A 23,412-nucleotide genomic window follows, 5' to 3' on the forward strand; every position below is an offset into this window, starting at 1 on the left:
TGATGTGCACGGGGGCATTTATTTTAAATCGACGGGCTAATCCGGGCTGCCGGAACTCGTAAAAAAGTAGTGGAATCATCAACCTAATGTTTGCAAGCATCCTGAAGAAAGTATTCGGTAGCCGTAATGACCGACTATTAAAAAAACTAAAAAAGAATGTCGATGCCATCAATGCGCTGGAAAAGGAATACGAAGCGTTATCCGATGAGCAGTTAAAAGCCAAAACTGCTGAGCTCAGAGCGCGCCTGGAAAAAGGCGAGTCTACCGATGATATCCTCAACGATGCCTTTGCTACCGTACGCGAAGCCAGTAAACGGGTTTACGGCATGCGTCACTTCGACGTGCAGATGCTAGGTGGTATGGTGCTGCACGATGGCAAAATTTCAGAAATGCGTACGGGTGAAGGTAAAACCCTTACTGCAACGCTGCCTACTTATCTCAATGCGCTTTCTTCAAAGGGTGTGCATGTTATTACGGTGAACGATTATCTGGCTCGCCGTGATGCTGATTGGTCGCGTGAACTGTTCGAATTCCTTGGCATGACAGTGGGTTGTAACGTGCCGGGTATGTCACCAGAAATGAAGCGCGCTGCCTATAATGCTGATGTGACCTACGGCACTAACAACGAATTCGGTTTCGACTACTTACGTGACAACATGGCGTTCAGCCCTCAGGATCGCGTACAGCGTCCGCTACACTATGCGGTAGTGGATGAAGTTGACTCCATCCTTATCGACGAAGCCCGTACACCGCTCATTATCTCCGGTGCCGCCGAAGACAGCTCTCACCTGTATAAAGCCATTAACACCGTTATTCCTGAGCTGGTTCAACAGGAGAAAGAAGACGAAGAAGGGCAGGAAGGCGACGGAGATTACACTGTCGACGAGAAAGGCCGTCAAATCCATCTGACAGAACGCGGTCAGGTTCGTGTAGAAGAGATTCTGCAAAAGAACGGTATTCTGCCAGAAGGCGAATCGCTGTTCGCAGCCGGAAACATTTCCCTGCTCCATCACATTAATGCGGCGCTACGTGCTCACAAGCTATTCCAGAAAGATGTAGATTACATCGTGAAAGAAGATCAGATCGTCATTGTTGATGAGCACACGGGCCGTACGATGGAAGGCCGTCGTTGGTCTGAAGGTTTGCATCAGGCTGTAGAAGCCAAAGAAGGCGTGAAGATCCAGAACGAAAACCAGACCCTGGCTTCCATTACCTTCCAGAATTATTTCCGACTGTATGACAAACTTGCGGGTATGACAGGTACAGCCGATACCGAAGCTTTCGAATTCCAGTCGATTTATGGTCTGGAAACCGTGGTTATCCCAACGAACCGCCCCATGGCCCGTAAAGATATGGCCGACCTTATCTACCTCACCGCGCAAGAAAAATACGACGCCATTGTGGCCGATATTCGTGTTGCCGTGAAGAAAGGTCAGCCTGTACTGGTGGGTACCGTATCCATTGAGAATTCAGAACTGTTGTCACGTTTCCTGAAAAAAGAAAAAGTGCCGCACAAAGTACTGAATGCCAAATTCCACGCTCAGGAAGCCGACATCATCGCGCAGGCCGGTAAGCCTGGTGCCGTGACTATCGCGACTAACATGGCCGGTCGTGGTACCGACATCGTGTTGGGCGGTAACTGGAAAGCCGAAGCGGAAAAAATTGAAAACCCGACTGAAGCCCAGCTCCAGAAGCTGAAAGCGGAATGGGAAGAGTTGCATAAACAGGTACTTGATGCGGGCGGTTTGCACATCATCGGTACCGAGCGTCACGAGTCACGTCGTATCGATAACCAGCTTCGTGGTCGTGCGGGTCGTCAGGGCGATCCGGGTTCAAGCCGTTTTTACCTGTCTCTGGACGATGCGCTGATGCGTATTTTCGCTTCTGAGAAAATGGCGGGCATGATGAAGCGTTTGGGTATGGAACATGGTGAAGCCATTGAACACCCGTGGGTAACTCGCGCTATCGAAAATGCCCAGCGTAAAGTGGAAGGCCGTAACTTCGACATTCGTAAGCAGCTGCTGGAATACGATGACGTCGCGAACGACCAGCGTAAGGTGATTTACGAACAGCGTAATGAACTGCTGGACGAAGGGGATATCAGTGAAACTATTCAGGCTATACGCACCGATGTCGTGAACAGCGTGGTAGATGAATATATTCCGCCGCAATCATTGGAAGAAATGTGGGATGTGCCTGCGCTGGAAGAACGTCTGAAGGCTGACTTCAAAGTGGAACTGCCGGTTCAGAAGTGGTTGGATGACGATGACAAGTTGTATGAAGACAGCCTTCGTGAACGCATTCTGACTGAAGTCGAAGGCGCTTACAAAGCAAAAGAAGACATGGTTGGCCCAGACGTACTGCGTCAGTTTGAAAAAGCTATTATGTTGCAAAACCTTGACAGCAGTTGGAAAGAGCATCTGGCAGCGATGGATCACCTACGTCAGGGGATTCACCTGCGTGGTTATGCGCAGAAGAATCCGAAGCAGGAATACAAGCGTGAAGCATTTGAATTGTTCTCTGCCATGCTCGAAAACCTCAAGGTTGAAGTGATTACCATTCTTAGCCGTGTACAGGTAAAAGCTGAATCTGACGTTGAAAAAGTGGAAGAGCAACGCCGTCAGGCTGACGACGTGCCGAAGAACTTTGAACACACTACGGCGCCTGAGCAAGAGCCGGAAGCGTCTGGTGAAGCGGCCGTACGCTCTGAAATGCGTCAGGGTCCGAAAGTTGGCCGAAACGATCCGTGCCCATGTGGTTCAGGCAAGAAATACAAGCAGTGCCACGGTAAGCTGTCTTAATGAAAGAAGTGTACGTAGCAGTGGGCGTGATCCTGCGGGATCAACAGGTATATATCTGTAAACGCCCCGACGACAAGCACCAGGGCGGCAAGTGGGAGTTTCCCGGTGGTAAAGTGGATGCTGGCGAAACCGTTACGCAAGCCCTTGCCCGGGAGCTGGATGAAGAAGTCGGCATTACTGTTCACGCCAGTTCTCCGCTAACCGTAATCAGCCACGACTATGGTGACAAGCGGGTTCTGCTTGATGTGCGTACGGTGCCTGAATTTACCGGTGAACCTGAGGGGCGCGAAGGTCAGGAAGGGAAGTGGGTAAAGCTTAGTGCCCTAGTACCAGAAGACTTTCCTGCCGCAAATGTCGCTATCATTGAGAAACTCACAAAGTAATTTCTGGCGAATTAAACGCTTTATTTTAAAACCCCGGCCTTTCAGTCCGGGGTTTTTTGTATTTAAAGTAATAAATTTCATTACATGCATGTAATGTTGAAATCAATAGTAAAAAAGTTAGGTCTTTTTTGTAACACTACGCCAAAAGACTAAATTGACAGCGTTTGGCAACCATAACTTGCTTTACAAATGATGCTAAGTAACTGACATTAGTTGCTAAATCTCCTTTTGGTGACATTTGTGCATAAGATGACAAGGGTGCCTTACTTGTGTCGTCATGCACGCTATAGATTCCCGCCTATACCTGCGTATTCTGTTTTATACCTAAATATTTTTCTGATGCTCTAAACATTTACTAAATGCGCTGTTAAGCAATCGTTCATTCATAGTAAATTCCGAGGTTTTCCATGGCACTGAAAAAAAGCACTGAGGCCAGCCCGGCCACACCAGCCGTAAGAGTTGACGCGAAACTACGCAGAGAAGCAGAAGAGCAGCGAAGAAAAGCACGCACGCTCGCCAGACAACAACAAGCTGCCGAGCGGGTAGCGACAGCGACGGCTGAATTGGCCAGTGGTATTAGTCAGTCTGCTAGCGCGACCGATCAGTTAGGCACTGCCATCAACGAAATTGCAGCCGGTGCAGAAGAGTCAAGCAGTGCAAGTCAGGAGAGTCTGGCGGCAATTACTCAAATTTCGTCTTCATTGGTGTCACAGCTTACGTTGTCCGGACAGACCTTGGATAAAACCAATGTGCTTCAAACCTTCGTTGACCGTGTTATGGGCAACCTCGGCAATATGATGGATAGCGTAAAAACAGCGTCTGAACACCAGTCACGCTCTGTGGTGATGATGAGCGAGCTGGAGCAGCAAGCATCCAATATTGGTGAAGCGGTTAAACAAGTTACCCGCATTGCTGATCAGACCAACCTGCTTGCATTAAATGCCGCAATTGAAGCCGGACGCGCCGGTAAACACGGCAAAGGCTTTGCGGTAGTGGCCGATACTGTACGTGCTTTGGCTGAAGTATCGGACAAGAGCGCTGCCGACATCGCCATGCAAATTGAGCAAATTCAGCAGCAGTCAAATCAGGTTTCTGATGCAGTAAAGCAATCATCGGAAGCCGCGTTGGAAGAAGTCACAAAAGGCGAAGCGGTAACCAGCCAGCTGGCCACAATTAAAGAAGATATGCAGATCATTGCTACCGGCTCTGAAACGCTGCAAACCAAAATTCGCGAAATGGACAATGCTGCCAAAGAAATCCAGGCCGGGTCTGAAGCCATTTCCTGTGCTGCCGACGAACAGTCTTCTGCTGCCCAGGAAGTGTCCAGTAACGTATCTGAACAAAGTAGCGCTCTGTCACAAGCTGAGCAAGCTGCCCAGTCTCTGGAAATTATCACTGAAGAGCTGAAAAACAGCACCGACATAAATAAAAGTGCGGAAGAAGTGGCGTCCTCGGCAGAAGAGTTATCTGCAAGCATGGAGGAAATCAGCCGCTCAACCACAGAAATATCCACGGCACTAAACCAGATTAACAACGGTGCACAACAGGCAGCATCGGCGGTTGATCAGGCAGTGAGCAACATCGATACCCTCCGGGATGGTGTAGCGGAAGCTTCTAATCAGTCTGAAAACGCGCTTACCCGTGGCGCGGCGATAACAGAACTGCTGAAAGAGAACCGTGCACTTATCGAAGAAATGGTGGAAGGCATCAATACCGCACTGGAAACCAGTAAATTGAACGTATCCGCCATTACTGATATGGAATCAATGACCCGTACTATCGACAAAGTTATCGATACCATCACAACCGTGTCAGTGAAAACCAGCATGCTTGCCGTTAACGGTGCTGTAGAAGCGGCCCGGGCGGGTGAATACGGTAAAGGTTTTGCCGTGGTATCTGCCGATATTCAAAGCCTGGCCGATGAGGCCGCTGAGAATGTTGAACAAATCAAAGATCTCATCAAAGCCATTCAGGATCAGACACAAAATGTAAAAACTGATCTGACCAACGTGGCAGAAAGTGCCTACCGTGAGGTGCAAAAAGCGAAGCAAACCACTGAGGATATCGCTGGTATTGCCAAAGATATGGCTGAAGTACTTTCTTACAACAAAGAAATGCAGCAAGCCGGTGAAGAAATTGCAGCTGCTGTAGCGCAGGCCCAAAAAGGCCTGGAGCAAATTGCCGCAGCGAATGAACAGGCCAGCAGTAACTGTCAGCAGGCATTGTCTGCCGCAGAGCAGCAGACCAAAGGTGTGGAAATCCTGGCCCGCTCTATTGAGGAAATTTCCTCTGTCGCTGATGAAATGCAAAATAGCTAAGGCCGGTTGATTCAGAGTTAAAGGTGAGGTGAGACCATGCAAGAAATGGAAACTCAGGAAATTACCGCAACAGACACCGAGCTGCAGTTTGTTTCTTTCCAGATTGGAAAAGAGAAATTTGCATTTCCCATGCAGTCTGTTGGCGAAATTATTCGTGTACCCGTGATGGTGGGGGTTCCGCTGGGACCCCACCAGATGATGGGACTGGCAAACCTGCGGGGTAACGTACTGCCGGTTTACGATTTACGGGCTATTTTGCTGTCGTGTGCAGCAGAACAAACTGAAACATCCCGCGTTGTCGTTGTGGAGTCAACACTCGGTATGACGGGCTTTCTGGTTGACAAAGTAAACCGTGTTTACAGTGTGCCGAAAGACACCGTGGTTAATGACAAACAAGGCGATTCGTCAATTTCTTATGACTACCTGCAAGGGTTGATTAAGCAAAAGAACGAACCGCTGGAGCAGATCCTCAATGTTGAAAATCTGGTGCAGTCACAGTTAACCGTCAGTCATAAAAAAGACGGCTCTGGCCTGCAACTTCAGCAAAACCGCACCGGTTCGCAAGACAACAACAGCGAAGCCGAAGATGATTTGCAGCAACTGGTGTGTTTCTCCATTGCCGGGCAAGAATTTGCCTTTTATCTCCATGATGTGGGTGAGATTGTGCGGGTTCCCGACGACATATCCGCCTTACCCGATAGTAATCCTTCGGTACTGGGGCTGGTTAATCTGCGGGGAAGAATTATTCCCATCGTCGATCTGGCCATGAATCTTGGCATGCAGCCTTGCGAAATGAACGATGCTACCCGCATCATCATCGTTAACTGCAGCGACAGCAGTCAGTCTGCTGTGGGCTTTGTGGTCGCGAAAGTCAGCAATGTGGTGAGTATATCACCGTCGGCGCTGGAGCCTGTTCCGTCTGTGTGTAACGACGGATATACCGATGGCGCGCTGGAAGCCGTGTACCGTGTGGAAGGCACCAAGCGACTCATATCTATCGTTAACTTGCACAGCGTTTTCCAACGCTCCCTAAGCCAGGCGCTGAGCCAGGTTGATTTACAAGATGAGGTTTCTGATATGGCTGATCAGGACGAAGGGGTGCTGACCGAAGAAGACTATGCCCAATACGTGATCTTCTCCATTGCCGGTCAGGAGTACGGGGTCAGCATCGAAGATACCCAGGAAATAACACGCATTCCCGACAAGTTGGAAAGTGTGCCTAATACACCGGACTACCTGCAAGGCATTGTCAATCTGCGGGGCACGGTACTGCCTGTGATTGATTTACGCACGCGATTGGGATTACCCAAAGCGGAAGCCACTGACCGTCAGCGTATTGTGGTGCTTACCCGGAACAAGCAAAAAACCGGCTTTATTGTGGATGGCGTGGCAGAAGTTAAAACCGTTATTACCGATTCTATCGAAGATGCGCCTTCACTGTCTGATGAGCAAACTGAGCTGTTAAACAAGCTCATCAAGCTCAACAAAGAGCAGCGCATCATTCAGCTCATCGAGCCGTCGGTACTGCTGAACGACAACGATATTGCAAAAGTAAACGGGGGTTAACGGGAAGATGGCAGTCAAAGTATTAGTGGTAGATGACTCTGCCTTGATGCGGAAACTGTTCACACAGGTTTTCACTGCACGGGGCTATCAGGTTGACTCAGCCCGCGATGGCGAGGAAGCACTGACGAAATCAGCGGCTTTTAAACCTGATGTGATTACTTTAGATATCAACATGCCGGTGATGGATGGTTTGACCTGTCTCAGCCTGCTAAGAAAGTTTCACCAGTGCCCAGTACTGATGTTGTCTTCGCTGACGCAGAAAGGTGCATTGGTGACACTAGAAGCGCTGGCACTGGGAGCGGCAGACTTTGTCTTGAAGCCCGGCGGAACGGTAAGTGCGGATATAAGCGATATTGAAGATGAGCTGATTTGCAAAATAGAAGCGCTTACTGCAAACGTTCGGCGAACGGCAGCGCCGTCGAAGCCCATGCACTCGCCACAGCAAGCTGCAGTGGCAAAAGCAACGGCAGCGCCGGTAAAAAGTGGCAAGGTTCAGGTGGTCATGATTGGCGTGTCTACCGGTGGGCCAAGGAAGCTTGAGCAAATATTGTCTCAGCTTCCTGCGCATTTTCCTTGCCCGGTTGTGGTAGCGCAGCACATGCCAAAGGCATTTACCGCCGCGCTGGCGAAAAGGCTGAATGATTTGTGCCCCCTTGAGGTGGTGGAAGTCAGCAGCCGTATGCCATTAGAAACCGGCAAAGTGTATATCGCCAAAGGAGATGCCGATGTGTCGTTCGTGAAAAACCAGAATATGGTTTTTGTCAGACCCATACCGGCCAGCCCTAACTTCCTCTGGCACCCCAGCGTGGATCGCATGGTGGAATCGGCATTGGGATGTTTCGATGCTAAAAACATGCTGTGTGTTCAGCTTACCGGTATGGGGTGTGATGGTGTCGCGGCAATGTCTAAGGCTCATAGCCGCGGTGCAATCACCATTGCCGAGAGTGAGGTAACAGCCACCGTGTTCGGCATGCCAAAAGAACTTATACAGGCGGGATGCGCGACGCATATCCTTGATAGTCACGCCATCGCGCAACGCGTTAATCATCTTTGTAAACAGTAGGAGAACGCCATGGGACTGAGAAAAAGCCGAGGTGAATCTGCCGCTCAGGCAGATCGCCGTCAAAGCAGCAGAGATCTCACGTCTCTTATTGACGATCTGCAAAACGAAGCTGCTGATGTACGGCGCTGGGCCGCCCGTGATCTTTCAAACAATCTTGAGGCGCGCAGGGCTTTACTGGATCGCATCGATGTTGAGCATGAGCCTATGGTACTCGAAGCGTTATTCAGTGCAATCGAAGACATGTGTGACGAAGAGGTTGCCGGTGAGGTCTTGATTAAACTGAAGTCTGAAGATGCGCAGGTTCGTAATGGTGCCATAGAGTTGCTGCAAAATAAGCCTGTGTTATTCGCCAGTCACGTTAATGAGCTGTTGAATGACGAAGACAGTGATGTTCGCATTTTTGCTGTGGACGTCATTGGCGCGATTCGTCATCCCGACGCCGCGTTATGGTTACACGACGTTGTGATGAACGACAAAAACATCAACGTGGTCGGCACCGCAATCGACAAGCTTTCAGAAATTGGTAACAGCGAAACCCTCGATGTGCTTGAAAAAGTCTCGGCGCGCTTTTCGAACGAAGCTTATATCCAGTTTGCGATCCAATGTGTTCGTCATGCCGTTGCAGGAGAGGAAATATGACCAGCATTGGAGCCGCAGCGGCGGCTGGGGAAATTTCTGACGCCGACTTCGACCGTTTTCGTTCGATGTTTTACCGAAAAACCGGTATTTATTTTGAAGATTCAAAACGTTACTTCGTCGATAAACGCTTAAAAGAGCGTATGAAACAAACGGGTCATACGTTGTTTAAAAGCTACTTCACATTTATGCGTTTTCAGGCATCAGGCGATGAACTACAAAGCCTGGTCAACGCGATGACGGTGAACGAAACCTATTTTTTCCGCGAAGATTATCAGTTTGAAACCATGTGCCGCCATTTAATGGACGAACTGGATGATATGCGCCCGGCTGGCGAAGATTTACGAATATGGTCAGTGCCTTCGAGCACGGGTGAAGAACCGTACTCTATTGCCATCTACTTGCTGGAGTACTGGAAAGGATTGGAGCATCGCGATGTCGAAATTGTGTCATCGGATATCGATACTAGCGTTTTAGAGCACGCCAAGCGCGGCATCTACTCTAAGCGTTCGGTGCAGAATATCCCACTCACCATGCGTCAGCGCTATTTTACCCAGCATGGTAACGAGTTCCATCTTTGCAGTGACATTAAAGACTCGGTCACTCTTTGCCTGGCAAATATTCTCGGTGCAGAAGTGCCTGGCCGCTTCCGCTCATTCGACCTGATTTATTGCCGCAACCTGCTGATCTATTTTGATGATGATTCGCGACGCAGAGCAGCACAGGTGCTGTATGACGCATTAAAGCCCGGTGGCTATATTTTCTTAGGTCACAGTGAATCAATGAGCCGCATTTGCTCGCTGTTTAAAGTGAAAAAATTTGGCGATGTTATCGTTTATCAAAAGCCCACTAATGAGGGAGCGTTCAGATGAAAACTATCATGATAGTGGATGATGCAAACACCGTCAGAACTTACCACAGAATGATTGTTGCCAATGCACAACGTCAGGTAGAGGAAGCTGAAAATGGCGTCGAAGCGCTCGAAAAAGCCATGGGTAAGCAAATCGATCTGTTTATGGTAGACGTGAACATGCCCAAAATGGATGGCTACAGACTCTGCCAGGAAATCCGTCGTGACGACGCGCTCAATCAGGTACCGATTATCATGATCAGTACGGAGTCGCAGGCTGGTGATGCCACCAAAGCGTTTGATTGCGGTGCTAATTTCTACATGACTAAGCCGGTAGACGGCACCACGTTAAACGACATGGTGTCTCTGATGTTGGGAGAAGAATAGTATGAGCGAGCTGTTAGATACGTTTATCGGAGAGTCCCGGGAAAACCTGGAGTCGGCCAGTCAGGAACTGATCACGTTGCAAAGCGTCGGGTATGACGCTCAGGCCGTTGATACGATTTTTCGTGATATTCACACGATCAAAGGTTCGTCTGATTTATTCGATATTAAACCTCTGACACGCTTAGCCCATGCTTCTGAAGATTTACTCGACTGTTTGCGTGCTTCGGACATCCCGTTCTCCGATGAATTAGGCGATGTTTTACTCGAGAGTTTTGATCAAATCAGTACCTTCTTTGACGAACTCGAAGCCGGTACACATCAACTCTCCCAATGGGAGGGCGTATCTGCAGAGTTGGCCGGTCGTTTAAGAAACTTCATGAACACCGCAGAAGCTCCTTCCGGCATTGAGGCTACTCAGCCAGCGGAGAATGCCGTTGAAGCTCCTGCGGGACTCGCAGCGCCAGTCGCCGCATTACCGGAAACTGCCGCCAACTGGTTATCGTCAATGTCGGATACGGCCCGGCTTACGTTGTTTTTTAAATCGCAGGAATCTACCGGGCTACACTATTTCCATTACGCGCCGGATGCAGACTGTTTTTTCCGTGGAGAAGACCCATTTAATGTCAGTCTGGCGACACCGGGGCTGCTTACCCATACCATCACACGTAAAGCGCACGTTGAAGGCCCTGAAGATGTCTTCCTGTGTCATCTGGATATTCTGCTCCTAAGTAGTGCCGACTGGGATTCGCTGTCGTCACACTTTGCTTATTATGAAGGGCAATATGAGCATACCCAAATCAGTGCCGAGCAGGTGTATCAGCAATGTGCGCCACTGATTAGCCAAATTCTGCATGAAGAAGAAGTCGAGACACTGGCACAGGCATTAGAAAACGAAGGGCCGGAACAAATCGCCAGGATCTGTAATTTTATTTGTGCATCCACAAACCCTGATTCAGTGGTATGGCAATTCTGCGCAGGTATTGAGCGGCTCACTGAAAACCCAGCAATGCTTAGCGCATTCTGTCAGTGCTTGTTTGCTACGCCTGACACTGCACAGACCGATGAAACGCCGGTTACAGATGACGTTAGTGAGGAACCCATTGCTGAAGCTGCCCCCACGCAGCCAGCAGAAAGCGAAGGGCTGTCTGAAAATGCTCTGGCCATGCTTAAGCAGCAGGAAACGGTATTAATCAGACTGATCGATGGTCGAGGAAATCAGGGAGCGTTGGCATCGATAAACTTAATTGTGAGCCGTATCCTCAATCTTGATGTCGTCGACAGAACCCCGGAAGATCTTTTGCGCGTCATCGCAAGTGAGGGCGCGCAGAATGACAGTCAGGAAGCGCCAGATTCTACCGGCGCTGAAGCGCTTGCCGTTACTGATGCAGAAGCGCCCGTGGCCAGCGAACAGGCTGCGGCCATGAATGATGACAGTGCCAGTGAGAACAAACCTGCCACTGAAGCGACGCAGGCTGAACCGGCAAAGGTGAAACCTGAACCCGTCAGTGAAACGTCGGCGAAGCCTGCAGAGCGTCAGGTGCCTCGCACATTAAAGGTGAATCAGGAAAAAATTGATTACCTGATGGATCTGGTGGGCGAACTGACGGTAGCAAAAAACTCTTTACCTTATCTGGCGAGGCAAGCCGAGGAAGATGGCGGCAGTCGTAAGCTTAGCAAACAAATTAAATCACATTTCACTATCGTGAATCGTCTTACCGAAGAACTACAAAGTGCGGTTCTACAAATTCGCATGGTTCCGGTATCGCATGTGTTCCAACGATATCCTCGTTTGGTGAGAGATTTAGCCCGCAAGCTGAATAAGAAGATCGAGCTGGAAATGCAGGGGGAAGATACCGAGTTCGATAAAAACCTCATCGAATCGCTGTCGGAACCGCTCATTCACTTGTTGAGAAACAGCATTGACCACGGTATTGAGGCGCCCGCCGACAGGCTCGCTGCAGGTAAAAATGAATCTGGCTGTATACAGCTGATTGCTACGCCACAAGACGATAACGTCGTCATTGAGATCCGCGATGACGGAAAAGGGATCGACCCGGCAAAAATAAAAATGCTGGCCTACCAGAAAGGCGTTATTACTGAATCGCAACTCGAATCGATAAACGACGAAGAAGCCCTGCAACTCATTTTTGCCCCCGGTTTCTCTACCTCCGAGCAAGTTTCAGATTTATCGGGTCGTGGCGTGGGTATGGATGCCGTTAAAACCATGGTGACGCAGGCCGGCGGTCATATAGAAATGCAGTCTGAAGTGGGCAAGGGCACACAGTTTCGTCTGGTGCTGCCACAAACTATGTCTGTGAACCGGGTCATGATGTTCGAAGTAAATGAGCAAATGTTCGGTGTAAGCATGGACAGCGTTGTAGAAACGGTGAAAGTGCGTCCTGATGAAATTCAGCAAATCAAAAATCATCAGGTTCTGGTTATCCGTGACAAGTTGGTCCCCCTTCACGACCTGCGCGAATATTTAGGTTTCGAATTACAAACGCAAAATGTCGAAGAGCAGTCTATCCTTGTAGTAAATACCGGAAATGGTGATATGGGGTTAGTTATCGATAAGTTTCATGAAGGTATTGATGTAATTCAGAAGCCTCTGGAAGGTGTGATGGCGGGTTACTCCCACTTCAGCGGTACTGCTTTACTTGGCGACGGACGTGTTTTGCTAATCGTTAATGTACCGGAGTTACTGTCATGCCGATAACCTACAAACAAAAAGTTGCTGTTCTGGACGGAAACTGTGAGGTGGATCTTGCAGAAGAACTGGATGCCTGGTTAGCGGAAAATCCTAAACGACAACTCAATCTGAAAAGTCTGACCCACGCACATACTGCAATTTATCAGGTGATGATTAAGCATGGCATATCGGTTTCGGTGTGGCCTGCAGATGATCAGGACTGGCACTGGCTAAAAGTGGCCATTGATAGCAAATTGTACGATGAAGAGACGAACCCATGAGCGATGTGTTGGTTGTTGCGAATCGAAAAGGCGGCACAGCGAAAACCACCACCGTGGTGAACCTGGCCTATGCATTAAGTGAGCGTGGCGCGAAGGTGCTGGTCATCGATTTGGATAATCAGGGCCACGTTGAATTTGGTTTCAGTGCAGGCGATGCCCAGGGCGCCCAATTATCCATGCCTGATTGGCTAAGTAGCTTTGAGGAATTCAAAGGCGTTTTCTGTTACAGCGAGAACATTCAGCTTGTGCTGGCCCATACCAATAGTGCATTTGACGAATCAGCGTACAAACTTGACAGATTCAGTTCTATGTTTGATGCCATAAGCAGCACAAATCAGTTTGATATTATTCTTGTCGATACACCGCCAACCCTTGGGCCGCGTTTACTCTCTGCCCTGGCGGGAGCCAATAAAATTGTTATTCCGGCTGAACCTACACCATTGGCATCAGATGGCGTAAACAAGCTGCTGAACGCCTGTATGAAGGCGATTCAAAATAAACATTTCAGAGCCACAACCATTGATATTTTACCTGTGATGGTTGACGGCAAATTGCGAATTCACCGGCAGACGCTGGGGCTTTGGCAACAAAAGTTCGGTGCAGGGCGGATTCTTCCTGCAATACGCCGTAACGTTAAAGTGGCAGAGGCATTTGCGGTGCATTTGCCGGTGTCTGAGTATGCGCCGCTTTCCGCCGGGGCAGAAGACTACCGTTGCCTTTGTGACAGACTATTCTCATAGAAAAGAGGTGATCAATGAAGACCATCCATTTGGTAGACGATTCAGCCACTATGCTGATGAGTATGGAAATGCTACTCAAACGTGCGGGCTATGATGTTATTAAGTCTGAGAACGCCGAAGTCGCACTCACAATGTTACAGACTGCTACACCAAAATTAATTATCACAGACTTAAACATGCCAGGTATGAATGGCATTGAGTTAATCAAAGAGATTAAGAAGAACAGTAAGTTTCGGTTCACGCCTATTCTTATGTTAACCACTGAATCTCAACAAACTAAGCGTGAGGAAGCCAAACGCGCTGGCGCCACTGGATGGCTGGTAAAACCGGTCGAACCTGATCAATTGATAGCCGTTGTAAAACAATTGGTGCCGTAGGAGGCTTTATGATTAATTTGCGAGAAACAGGGCTTGAAGTAATTGCGCGGTTACGTCGTTCTCAGCGACTCAAAAACCCAACTGTGCAAGCAGTATTACTCTCAGTGCTGGGCGCCGTATTTGCGTTGTCTGGTGTGGTGGCGGTAAACGTATTCACTAGCGCGCAATTCTCAGTAGGTGTTGCTGTTGTTTGTAGTCTCGTAACCAGTGCTTTCTGGATTGGTAAGCAATTACTTACCAGTGAAAATTCTAATAATGCCGAGCTTAAACAGGCGCTTGCACAAGCCAATGATTATCTCGACATGACGTCTGCGCAGCTGCACACCACCCATAAACAGGTGGATGAATATGCCGCAATTCTCAGCGGCCAGATCGATGGTATTTCCAATATTACGGAAGAGGCTTCTGTCGACCTGATGAGTGCGTTGTATCAGATTGAAGAAGTGATTCACAACGGTATCGACAGTATCGAAATGTCTCAGCGCAATACGGCCTCGTTTAAAGCGGAAAGTGCCGCAGAAATTGAAGATGCGAATCAGCGGCTAGAAGAAATTACCCAGCTAATACATAGCCAGCAAGAACACGACAAGGCACATACTGCGGCGATTCAGGAAGTGCTCGGTGAAATTGACAAACTGAAAGAGCTCACTGAGCTTGTAAAAAATATCGCTTTCCAAACAAACCTGCTTGCACTCAATGCGGCTATTGAAGCAGCCCGGGCCGGTGACTATGGTCGCGGGTTCGCCGTGGTAGCAGAACAGGTAAGAACCTTGTCTTCACAATCTTCTGAAGCCGCAGAGAAAATCGAAACAGGCATTCGCTCAGCGATGGAAACCGCCAAGGTGCATGGTGAAAAGTTATTATCTACCAATCAGAGCCAGGAAACCTGCGATCTTTTGACTTCATTCTCCGGTTCTTTGGCCAATATGACAGACCATTATCGTAGGTTGGAAGAGTTTAGCCCACGTATGCTGAGTTGTTTTAGTGGGGTGGCGAAAGATATTGCAGGCAAAGTGAGTGGGGCGATAGGAAAGATCCAGTTTCAGGATATTATCCGGCAGCGAGCTGAAAACGTAAAACTGGAACACGAGGCACTGGTGAGTCTTTTCGGACAGTTTTCAGAGTACATCGATGGACGCAAAGCCTTTGACGACTCGTTTAACCTGAGTACCGCTGAAATGTTTGAAAAGTATGTGATGGAGGACCAGCGTCGTATACATTTTGATTTGGCGAACTCTGATGGTGAAAAGCGCGATGTCGTTGAGGAGACCCGTGAGCCAAAAATAGAACTCTTCTAATCCAGGCACTACGCTTTTTATCCAGGCAATATACAGACAAACAATGCGACCGTGCTGCAGTGCCGGTCGCTGTTTCAATGAGCCGAACTCTCGTCTTTACAACTAGCCGCACCGTTAGCTTCACAACCAGTCGCACTCGCAGCAGCATGGACTCCTACATCAAGCGGCTTTTTTCTTTTATAAACTCACCTCTGTAACCCCTTAAACTAACAAAAAAGTGTGACGAATATTTCGCATTCTCTAAAGGTTAATTGACATATCATTGGTTATTCTACGGGCAAAAAGCCTAACGATAAGTGTTTATTTTTACTGCAGATGTGTAATTGGTGACATTTGTGACTATATTGTGCTGGCAAGGTAAGCGGTAGTTTTGCGGAATAAAACCAGAATGCATTTCATACAATGTTATCTCAATTAATACATTATTTCCGTCCAAAGTGGCTCATGCTTAAGTCGTGCAAAGGCTGGTAGCTTCTCTTCCGGGTTTGGAGAGCTGCCAGACTTTTGCAATATGTTTCACCATTATTACGGTAGTTGGAGGACTTCATGAGTCAGAATTCAAAACGCGCATTACCAAAGCACGACGAATTTCAGAAAGTCAGCGAAGAACTGGATCAGTTGTTAACACAGCTTCGTCAGTCCTGCGAATCCGTAAAAGAATGGGCGGAAGATGATTTACTCAATCAATTGAGCGAAGCCATTGCCGGTTTACCTGAATGCGATGTAAAAGACGCTGAGGCGGTAAAACAACTATTATTTCCACAAGGGAAAAAAATATGTCGTGGAGAAGTTACCGCTGTTTTGTTTGAGCAACTAAACTCAGAGAGTTTGCAAATGCGCCGGGCCGCTATTCAAGTTGTAAAACTTCAGCCGCTTTTGCTCATCGACTATGTGAGTCCTATGCTTTATCACGACGATGTTGAAGTGCGCACACTCGCCATCGAACTGGTGTTGTTCTGTGAACGGGATGAAGCGTGCTATTGGTTGCACAGCATTGTACTGGAAGATCAGAGTGAGCAAGTCGTGGGTCGTGCCATTGAGGCGCTTTGTGATGTAGGCAACAGCCTAACGCTACCATTACTCAATCGTATAGCTGCACGATTCCACTATAGCGACTATATTCAATTTGCAGTGGCTTATACGCGGCAGTCTTTAATTCGTAAAACCTGGCTGCTCGGAATTAAAGGTGAATAATGTCTTATCCGTTTCAGATTAGCGGAGGTAGGCTGAGGAGTAAACATGGGCGAACTCAAGACGAGCATTATTGCACAGGCAATGCGCAATCTCGCCCAGGCACGACAGTGCCTGTCAACATTAGAATCTGATAACCCATCGCTGACTGCCTCCTCGTTTGTCATTAAACATACCGAAACCCTTACCACGTTGTCGGCGCTACTGTCATCCGACGCCATGAATACGCTTACGCAGTTCGCTACAGAGGTGCTAAAAGCGCTACAAAACGGCGAATTTCTTTATACCGACGAGGTTCATGATGTGCTTTGTCAGGTATTTGATAGGCTGCAACTGTTTCTTGAGCAATGCGACGGGCCAGATTTCGACGAACCCACTTTTCTTCATCAGGCTGAAGCTTTTTGTGGGCAAGCTGATGAAGCTTTAGAACCCGTCAGAAATGCTGCCCGGGCAGCCCTTGATAATTTGGATCGCGCAAAAGAAAATCATGTTGAGCCATTACCTGATTTTCTTAACGCATGGCTGGTCGGTTGTCACAACAAACTTCTGTGCGACGCGCTTTTCACTTCCCTTGCTTACGATAAACCATTGCAAATTGTTATTTATCGCCCTGATCCAGATTGCTTCTTTCGTGGCGAAGACCCGTACGCCATTGCCAGCGCCTGCCCTGGATTTATTGGTCAGCGCATAAAAGCGAAACCTTATATAGAGGGGCCAGAAGATGTGTTCCTCTGTCATTTGGATATATTCATCTTCACCATCGGCGACGACGAACTGCTTAACTACCTTTCCCCGCTGTATGAGCAAGTGGAAGTGGCAACAGTGTCTGTTTACCAGCTTTTTCCTTTTTGTAGTCACATCATCAGAGAAGCATTGCTTACTGAAAAAGCGGAATACCTCAACGACATGTTAGCGCTGGAAGATGCCCAGCAGGTTGCGTGCGCCAGCGGCCTCCTTTTCAGTGAATATGAAGATTGCGCGCCGCTGAAAGTGATTTATGCGGGGATCGAACAATTGGCCCTTGAACCGGCGTCACTCGAACGATTCTTGTACCTGCTTTCTTTTAACCCTGAACCCGCAGAGACAGAACGGGCAAAACTGATGGCGGTGAACGCGATTGATGGTGAGCCGGTTACGCCGCTATCAACAGATCAATCTCACACTGCGTGGCGTCTGGAAATAAAGGCATTGCTTGAAAAGCAGAAATGGTTGACAGAATTGATGTTGGCAAACGAACAAGACGTGAGCGCACTGGCGCATATTCAGTGTGCGCTGGCGGAAGCGATACGACGGCATTTAAGCCGTAATTGAAATCATTCGAAGGTCACCTCGTCAAAGCTGAACAATGTTATTCGGTGAGGTGACCTTAAGCATTTAATTCGAAAATCAGAACTCTATGCGTTCTGACGTCGAAAATGCCACGTCAAGTTTGTGATAAGCCGCTTCGTTCACAAAGTGAGGATAGGTTTCTTTCTCTCCATCCCATACATAATCAGAACCATCGAATCCGCGGAACATGGGAGCGCCAGGTAAGAGTGGGATGAAATCCTGATCCTGAATGCTGTGGTGGATCATGGCTTTTCGCATGCCGTCTTCATCGAGGGGGAATTTGAGTTCATAGCCAAGACGGAAAGCTTCACAAGGCGGCAGTTCGTTCAGTGCTGCGTCCTGATTGTTCCAGGCCACACAAAAATCCAGGATGGCTTCTGCCATGGTAAGCGTTAACTGATAGACATCTTCCCGCAGCACGCCCTGAGGTTGTGCGCCGACTTCTATCATCACCCCTTTTTTACCGACTGTGCAAAGGTAGCCGTGTTCTGCGAATGCTTTTTCATCTTCAACCAGAATGTTGGCCTCTGGCATGGCTTGTTTTACGAAACGTGCCAGCTTCACATTGAAATCATCATTTTCCAGTACAATCAGGGTAGCGCCCATGTTGCTGGTGGTGTTATGAATATCAATAAAAAAATCTGTGCGTGTATAGCCTTTAGGACCGAATTTCTGGTTCAGTTCCTTGGCCAGAACCGCTTCACGTGCCGGGTTGTCTCCCGCAAGACGTTCAGCAGTAAACTGGCGATTAAGATCTTCATCTAAGAAGCGTACGTTTGCCGCAATCGCTGCTGTATTCGCCAGTGAGCAATCGACATTAAGGGCAGAAAAGCGGGAAGGCAGGCCGAATTTAAGCCAGTTGCGAATAAGCTGGATGCCACTGGTTTCGTTGCCGTGTGTGCCACCCGTCAAAGTAATGGTATTAAGCATAATGGGTTGGTGACCTCATCAGTAGAAGGGAAGTGCGTTGTTAGCTTCCCGGGAAATCAGCCGGACAGGGCAGGGCGATCAATGCTTGAAAAAGTCGTCCTGCTGCTGGCTCAGCATTGCTTCTATGTCTTCAATGTCCGGAAGACCCGGAGGTGTATCAGAATGTTGTTTAGGACCGGGGATTGAGCGGTCTTCACCCGCCCATTCGCCAAGGTCGATAAGCTGACATTTTTTTGAGCAAAAAGGGCGGTGTTCACTTTCTTCCGACCATTCCACGTCAGCACTGCAAATAGGGCATTTCACTTTCACAAGTATTCACCTTTGCGCTACAAAATAATGCGGATAAAACGTGTTCGGAGTTTAACAGGACGCCATAGCAAAAGACACTGTGTTCTCTACCGAGGGCGATTGTCCCGCGGCGCTTTCAAACAGCATGAAACGAATGGCGTAGCGGTATTTGTTACCGCTAAAAGTGGGGTAATAGCCTTGATTACTGTCGCAGCGAATTCGCATTAACCCGCATTTGTCATCGGCCACGCCCTGGTAAAAGCCGTTGCTGGCTTCGAAGGGTTTAAATTGTCCACGCTCACGCAAAAACGAAAGCAATACAGAGACGGTTTCATCGAGCAGCTTCAGCGATGACAACCAATTTTTTACTGATTCGTGTATGTCGTCTTGCGGTCGGTTCAACCAGTAATGCAGGTTGGGTAAATCAAAACTACATGTACCACCAGGAATGCTGAAACGCTGACGGATAGAGGCGAGAAATTTATCGTCTTTCAGTGCAGTGCCGAACTTGCGTTCTTCTTTCAATTTACTTTTTAGTTGAATGATCAATTTTAAAGATTGTTCCAGCGCATTGGTGTCGATGTTGGGATGCTGTGACCAGTGCACCAGATTGCGCTCATGAACGTCGAGATCTTTTACCAAATCGGTACGCAAATCCAGGCGATCGAGTAAGTCCATCAGGGTGAACAGTTGTTCAAAGAAATATATCTGTAATGCAGGGTTTTGCACCGACGCACCGGTTTTCAACTGCGCTAACAAATGCTCGATACGCAGGTAATTCCGCACTTTTTCTTTAAGTGGAAATTCGTAAATGGTGGTCGTCATGGGCCCTCTCTGCATGGTTAAAACTGGTAAGCGTGGTTGTAAGAAACTGGTCTATATGTACCGTTAGCGAACAGCGAAGATCACCAGACTCTTGCACTACAGCGCAAAAGTACAAAAATATCAAGCTTTAAGCCGGGATCGGAGGGTTAGCGGCCACTTTTTTGCGCGGATTGTTGCATATATTGCTGATGCAGAGATTTTACCTGTAAAGGCAAGGCAGAAAGTTCACCGTTGTTGTCGATGACATTTTGGGCTTTCTCGAGGCGTTGCTGACGGGTGGCCTGAGACGCCATTATGCTTTTTATGGTTTCAATATTGCTGCCATCGCGACGTGTTGCCCGGGCGAGTTGTGTTTCTTCACTGCAATCTACAACCAGCACAGTATCGGCCATACTGTCGAGGCCATTTTCAATGAGCAGCGGAACTGAAAAAACCACATAGGGGCTGGTGGCTTCCTGAAGTTGGGTTTGCATCTCCGCGCGAATAGCTGGGTGGAGCAGGGCATTCAGCCACTGTTTGTCAAGGTCGTTTTCGAACACCCGTTTGCGTAAAGCGGGTCTATTCAGGCTACCATTCTCGGTAATAATAGCCTCGCCGAAGTGGTCGATGATTGCCTGAAGCGCAGGCGTTCCCGGTTCGACAACCTGGCGGGCGACGACATCAGCATCCACAATATCGATGCCCTGTTGTGCAAATAAATCGCTAACCGCAGATTTACCGCTACCAATCCCACCAGTGAGACCAACAACAAAAGGTTTACTCATGCGCCGAATGCCCAAGCTAAATAGGCATCTATAATTTCAGCTTTATAGTGTAGCGTGAGGTAGCCCGCAACCGCCAGATAGGGTCCAAACGGTATCGCCAGTGATTTACCCGAGCGCTGGGCCACCATGAGTGCAATGCCTGCAACGGCACCCACCACGGATGAGAGTAAAATGATAATAGGCAACCCTTGCCAACCTGTAAAAGCGCCCAGTGCCGCCAATAATTTGAAGTCGCCGTAGCCCATGCCTTCTTTGCCGGTCAGCAATTTAAATAGCCAGTAAACCGACCATAAACTTAAGTAACCGGCAGCAGCGCCAATAATGGCATCGGTAGTGCCCACAAACACATTCAGGGTACTTAAAATGAGTCCTAACCACATCAAGGGCAGAGTCAGCTGGTCTGGCAGCAGCATTTTGTCTAAATCTATAAACAGTAGAGCGATCAACACAAACACAATAAGTACAGCCCATAATCCCTGTGCAGTTGCACCGAAATGCCAGGCCGTAAATGTGCACACCAGCGCGGTAAAGAGTTCTACTAACGGGTAGCGGATAGAAATCGGCGCTTTACAACCGGCACATTTGCCGCCCAGCATGGCGTAACTAATAAGGGGAATGTTTTCCCAGGCGCGAATTTTATGTTTGCAGTGTGGGCAGGTGCTATCCGGCTTTACCAGGTTAAACGGTGCCTGCTCGGCCGCAGCGGCGTCGTCGGGGTGGAAGTAACTTTCGTACTCTGCTTTCCAGCTTCGTTCCATCATAATGGGAAGACGATAAATCACCACATTCAAAAAGCTGCCAACCAGCAGGCTAAAAATAAAAATAGTGGTAAGAAAAAGTGGTGTGCTTTGCTGAAGCAGGGTAAAGATTGCGTCCATAGTTCTTGCTTTTCTGTGGGTTAGAGTAGACCGGATGGCTTGTGGCAAGACTGCCTGAAAAGCCGTCTTGCCACAATGAATATTTTAACGGGCGATACACTGCCTCGGTTAAACCACGCTACCCATCTGGAAGATTGGCAGATACATGGCGATGATCAAACCACCAATTACCACGCCAAGAACGGCCATGATGATCGGTTCAAGTAGACTGGTGAGTCCGTCAACCATGTCATCAACTTCAGCTTCATAAATAGACGCAATTTTTGCCAGCATTTCATCAACGGCACCGGACTCCTCACCAATGGCGACCATTTGTGTCACCATGTCAGGGAATACGTTCGTTGCGCGCATGGCGGTATTCATTTGCAAACCACCGGCGACTTCTTTCTTAATGAATAAAATCGCATCGCGGTAGATAGCGTTACCTGACGCACCTGCGGCGGAATCCAGTGCGCCGATTAACGGAACACCGGCTGAAAAGGTGGTCGATAATGTACGGGCAAAACGGGCAACCGAGGCCTTTTTCAGAATGTCGCCAACCACAGGGGCTTTTAGGACGGCAGCATCCACTTTATCTCTAAGTGCCTGAGATTTCCTGTGCGCACGAATGAAAAGAAAGATAGCAGCGGCGATACCAGCACCGATAAATATGCCGTAATTTTGTACAAATTTAGAAATGCCAAGCACAAATTGGGTAAAGGCTGGTAGTTCGGCACCAAAGCTACTGAATATTTCTTCGAACTGTGGAACAACAAAAACCAGTAGGATGGTAGTAACGATAAACGCCACGACTACTACCGCAATGGGGTAGAACATGGCTTTTTTAATTTTGGATTTGAGTGCTTCGGCTTTTTCTTTATAAACCGCAATGCGATCAAAAATGGTTTCAAGTGCACCAGACTGTTCACCGGTTTTCACCAGATCGCAATAAAGATCATCAAAATAGAGCGGGTGTTTTCTTAATGCACTGGAAAGGGGATTACCGGATTTTACTTCGGTAGCAATTTCAGACAGTAACTTGCGCATGGACGACTTATCGTGGCCTTGGGCAATCATATCTAAAGACTGAATGAGGGTTACGCCAGCACCTAACATGGTAGCAATCTGACGGGTAACCACAGAGATATCTGCCGCATTAACTTTTTTCTCGCCACCAAACAGCGGTTTGCTCTGTTTACTGACTTTATGCGCCGATATGCCCTGTCGTCTCAACAAACTTTTGGCTTCAGACAAAGTGAGAGCCGAGATTTCGCCTTTACGGCTGCTACCTTGCTTATCTTTTCCTTGCCAGACAAAGGTAGTTGCGACTTTTGCCATTACAATCCCCTTCCAATGAAAAAGCCCAAGCAGAGCTCGGGCTTTTTAGAAAATCAGTCGATTAACACAGTGCTGCAGCGGTACAAGTACTAGTTGCATCTACTGACCAGGTTACTTTACCGTTAGCTAGTACACCGTTAAGAATGTAGGTTTCACCATTCAGACCACCACCAGTAGATGCAGTTGCAGTCATTTTGCCAGTTGCAGCATCCCAACCTAAGCTTGCCAGGTTGCCGCTTGCACCCAGGTCATCTGGAACACCGTTAGTTTTCTTAACACACTGTGTCATATCACCAGTTGCCTGTGCACAGACTTCGATAGCTGTTTTGTGACCAGAGGTCGCCAGCACAACTTCAGAGAACTTCGCTTTAGAAGTGTATGTCTGATAAGCTGGCAGAGCTACTGCAGCCAGGATACCGATGATAGCAACAACGATCATCAGTTCGATTAAGGTAAAGCCTTTTTGGTTTTTTGCGTTAAATTTAGTCATGGTATATCTCC

At 48.3% G+C, this 23,412-nt stretch carries 22 protein-coding genes; 15 read left to right on the forward strand and 7 right to left on the reverse strand.

Annotation, left to right across the window (positions count from 1 at the left end; translation table 11 throughout):
• Positions 1–86: 86 nt before the first annotated feature.
• From secA to ACXAFQ_RS10530, 15 genes are all read left to right on the forward strand, one after another.
• On the forward strand, positions 87–2,801 hold the full coding sequence (secA, locus tag ACXAFQ_RS10460) for a preprotein translocase subunit SecA (RefSeq protein WP_474821258.1): 2,715 nt from the start codon (positions 87–89) through the stop codon (positions 2,799–2,801).
• Positions 2,801–3,184 carry an 8-oxo-dGTP diphosphatase MutT gene (mutT, locus tag ACXAFQ_RS10465; protein ID WP_474821262.1) on the forward strand — a complete coding sequence of 128 codons (384 nt, stop codon included), beginning with the start codon at positions 2,801–2,803 and terminating at the stop codon, positions 3,182–3,184. Before secA ends, mutT begins: the two co-directional genes overlap by 1 nt.
• Before the next feature lie 407 nt (positions 3,185–3,591).
• On the forward strand, positions 3,592–5,502 hold the full coding sequence (locus ACXAFQ_RS10470) for a methyl-accepting chemotaxis protein (protein ID WP_474821264.1): 1,911 nt from the start codon (positions 3,592–3,594) through the stop codon (positions 5,500–5,502).
• A 36-nt stretch (positions 5,503–5,538) separates the two neighbouring features.
• On the forward strand, positions 5,539–7,068 hold the full coding sequence (locus ACXAFQ_RS10475) for a chemotaxis protein CheW (protein WP_474821267.1): 1,530 nt from the start codon (positions 5,539–5,541) through the stop codon (positions 7,066–7,068).
• Between the two features lie 7 nt (positions 7,069–7,075).
• Positions 7,076–8,131: a chemotaxis-specific protein-glutamate methyltransferase CheB gene (gene cheB / locus ACXAFQ_RS10480; protein WP_474821270.1), complete on the forward strand. Its 1,056-nt coding sequence runs from the start codon at positions 7,076–7,078 to the stop codon at positions 8,129–8,131.
• A gap of 9 nt (positions 8,132–8,140) precedes the next feature.
• Positions 8,141–8,770 (forward strand): HEAT repeat domain-containing protein, encoded by a 630-nt coding sequence (locus tag ACXAFQ_RS10485; RefSeq protein WP_474821272.1) that lies wholly within the window; start codon positions 8,141–8,143, stop codon positions 8,768–8,770.
• A complete protein-coding gene (locus ACXAFQ_RS10490) occupies positions 8,767–9,639 on the forward strand; it encodes a CheR family methyltransferase (protein WP_070125021.1) in 873 nt (290 codons plus the stop codon). Before ACXAFQ_RS10485 ends, ACXAFQ_RS10490 begins: the two co-directional genes overlap by 4 nt.
• Positions 9,636–10,004: a response regulator gene (locus ACXAFQ_RS10495; protein ID WP_474821276.1), complete on the forward strand. Its 369-nt coding sequence runs from the start codon at positions 9,636–9,638 to the stop codon at positions 10,002–10,004. The genes ACXAFQ_RS10490 and ACXAFQ_RS10495 overlap by 4 nt, the downstream gene beginning before the upstream one ends.
• A 1-nt stretch (position 10,005) precedes the next feature.
• Complete coding sequence (locus ACXAFQ_RS10500) at positions 10,006–12,720, forward strand: chemotaxis protein CheA (RefSeq protein ID WP_474821280.1); 2,715 nt, start codon at positions 10,006–10,008, stop codon at positions 12,718–12,720.
• The gene (locus ACXAFQ_RS10505) at positions 12,711–12,974 is read left to right on the forward strand and encodes a hypothetical protein (RefSeq protein WP_474821284.1); all 264 of its coding nucleotides are present in this window, start codon (positions 12,711–12,713) and stop codon (positions 12,972–12,974) included. The genes ACXAFQ_RS10500 and ACXAFQ_RS10505 overlap by 10 nt, the downstream gene beginning before the upstream one ends.
• The gene (locus tag ACXAFQ_RS10510; RefSeq protein ID WP_474821288.1) at positions 12,971–13,714 is read left to right on the forward strand and encodes a ParA family protein; all 744 of its coding nucleotides are present in this window, start codon (positions 12,971–12,973) and stop codon (positions 13,712–13,714) included. The genes ACXAFQ_RS10505 and ACXAFQ_RS10510 overlap by 4 nt, the downstream gene beginning before the upstream one ends.
• A 14-nt stretch (positions 13,715–13,728) precedes the next feature.
• Positions 13,729–14,091 carry a response regulator gene (locus ACXAFQ_RS10515; protein ID WP_070125032.1) on the forward strand — a complete coding sequence of 121 codons (363 nt, stop codon included), beginning with the start codon at positions 13,729–13,731 and terminating at the stop codon, positions 14,089–14,091.
• Positions 14,092–14,099: 8 nt separating this feature from the next.
• Complete coding sequence (locus ACXAFQ_RS10520; protein WP_474821293.1) at positions 14,100–15,389, forward strand: methyl-accepting chemotaxis protein; 1,290 nt, start codon at positions 14,100–14,102, stop codon at positions 15,387–15,389.
• 546 nt (positions 15,390–15,935) lie between these two features.
• Positions 15,936–16,583, forward strand: coding sequence for a hypothetical protein (locus ACXAFQ_RS10525; protein ID WP_474821297.1), 648 nt, complete (start codon positions 15,936–15,938; stop codon positions 16,581–16,583).
• A gap of 45 nt (positions 16,584–16,628) precedes the next feature.
• Positions 16,629–17,891 carry a hypothetical protein gene (locus ACXAFQ_RS10530; protein ID WP_474821300.1) on the forward strand — a complete coding sequence of 421 codons (1,263 nt, stop codon included), beginning with the start codon at positions 16,629–16,631 and terminating at the stop codon, positions 17,889–17,891.
• A 75-nt stretch (positions 17,892–17,966) separates the two neighbouring features.
• Here the strand turns inward: ACXAFQ_RS10530 and ACXAFQ_RS10535 are convergent, their stop codons facing one another.
• The 7 genes from ACXAFQ_RS10535 to ACXAFQ_RS10565 all read right to left on the reverse strand — a co-directional run bounded on the left by ACXAFQ_RS10535 (position 17,967) and on the right by ACXAFQ_RS10565 (position 23,401).
• Positions 17,967–18,839: an aspartoacylase gene (locus tag ACXAFQ_RS10535; RefSeq protein WP_474821302.1), complete on the reverse strand. Its 873-nt coding sequence runs from the start codon at positions 18,837–18,839 to the stop codon at positions 17,967–17,969.
• 78 nt (positions 18,840–18,917) lie between these two features.
• Entirely contained in the window at positions 18,918–19,148 is a 231-nt protein-coding gene (gene yacG / locus ACXAFQ_RS10540) for a DNA gyrase inhibitor YacG (RefSeq protein WP_474821307.1), read from the reverse strand.
• Positions 19,149–19,199: 51 nt separating this feature from the next.
• Complete coding sequence (gene zapD / locus ACXAFQ_RS10545) at positions 19,200–19,952, reverse strand: cell division protein ZapD (RefSeq protein WP_474821309.1); 753 nt, start codon at positions 19,950–19,952, stop codon at positions 19,200–19,202.
• 146 nt (positions 19,953–20,098) lie between these two features.
• Positions 20,099–20,716 (reverse strand): dephospho-CoA kinase, encoded by a 618-nt coding sequence (coaE, locus tag ACXAFQ_RS10550; protein WP_474821312.1) that lies wholly within the window; start codon positions 20,714–20,716, stop codon positions 20,099–20,101.
• Positions 20,713–21,594 (reverse strand): prepilin peptidase, encoded by an 882-nt coding sequence (locus ACXAFQ_RS10555; RefSeq protein WP_474821315.1) that lies wholly within the window; start codon positions 21,592–21,594, stop codon positions 20,713–20,715. The genes coaE and ACXAFQ_RS10555 overlap by 4 nt, the downstream gene beginning before the upstream one ends.
• 108 nt (positions 21,595–21,702) lie before the next feature.
• Complete coding sequence (locus tag ACXAFQ_RS10560; protein WP_070125043.1) at positions 21,703–22,911, reverse strand: type II secretion system F family protein; 1,209 nt, start codon at positions 22,909–22,911, stop codon at positions 21,703–21,705.
• A gap of 61 nt (positions 22,912–22,972) precedes the next feature.
• Positions 22,973–23,401 (reverse strand): pilin, encoded by a 429-nt coding sequence (locus ACXAFQ_RS10565; RefSeq protein WP_474821320.1) that lies wholly within the window; start codon positions 23,399–23,401, stop codon positions 22,973–22,975.
• Positions 23,402–23,412 lie beyond the last annotated feature (11 nt).

It is taken from the genome of Alteromonas sp. ABH2_165, assembly GCF_056159945.1.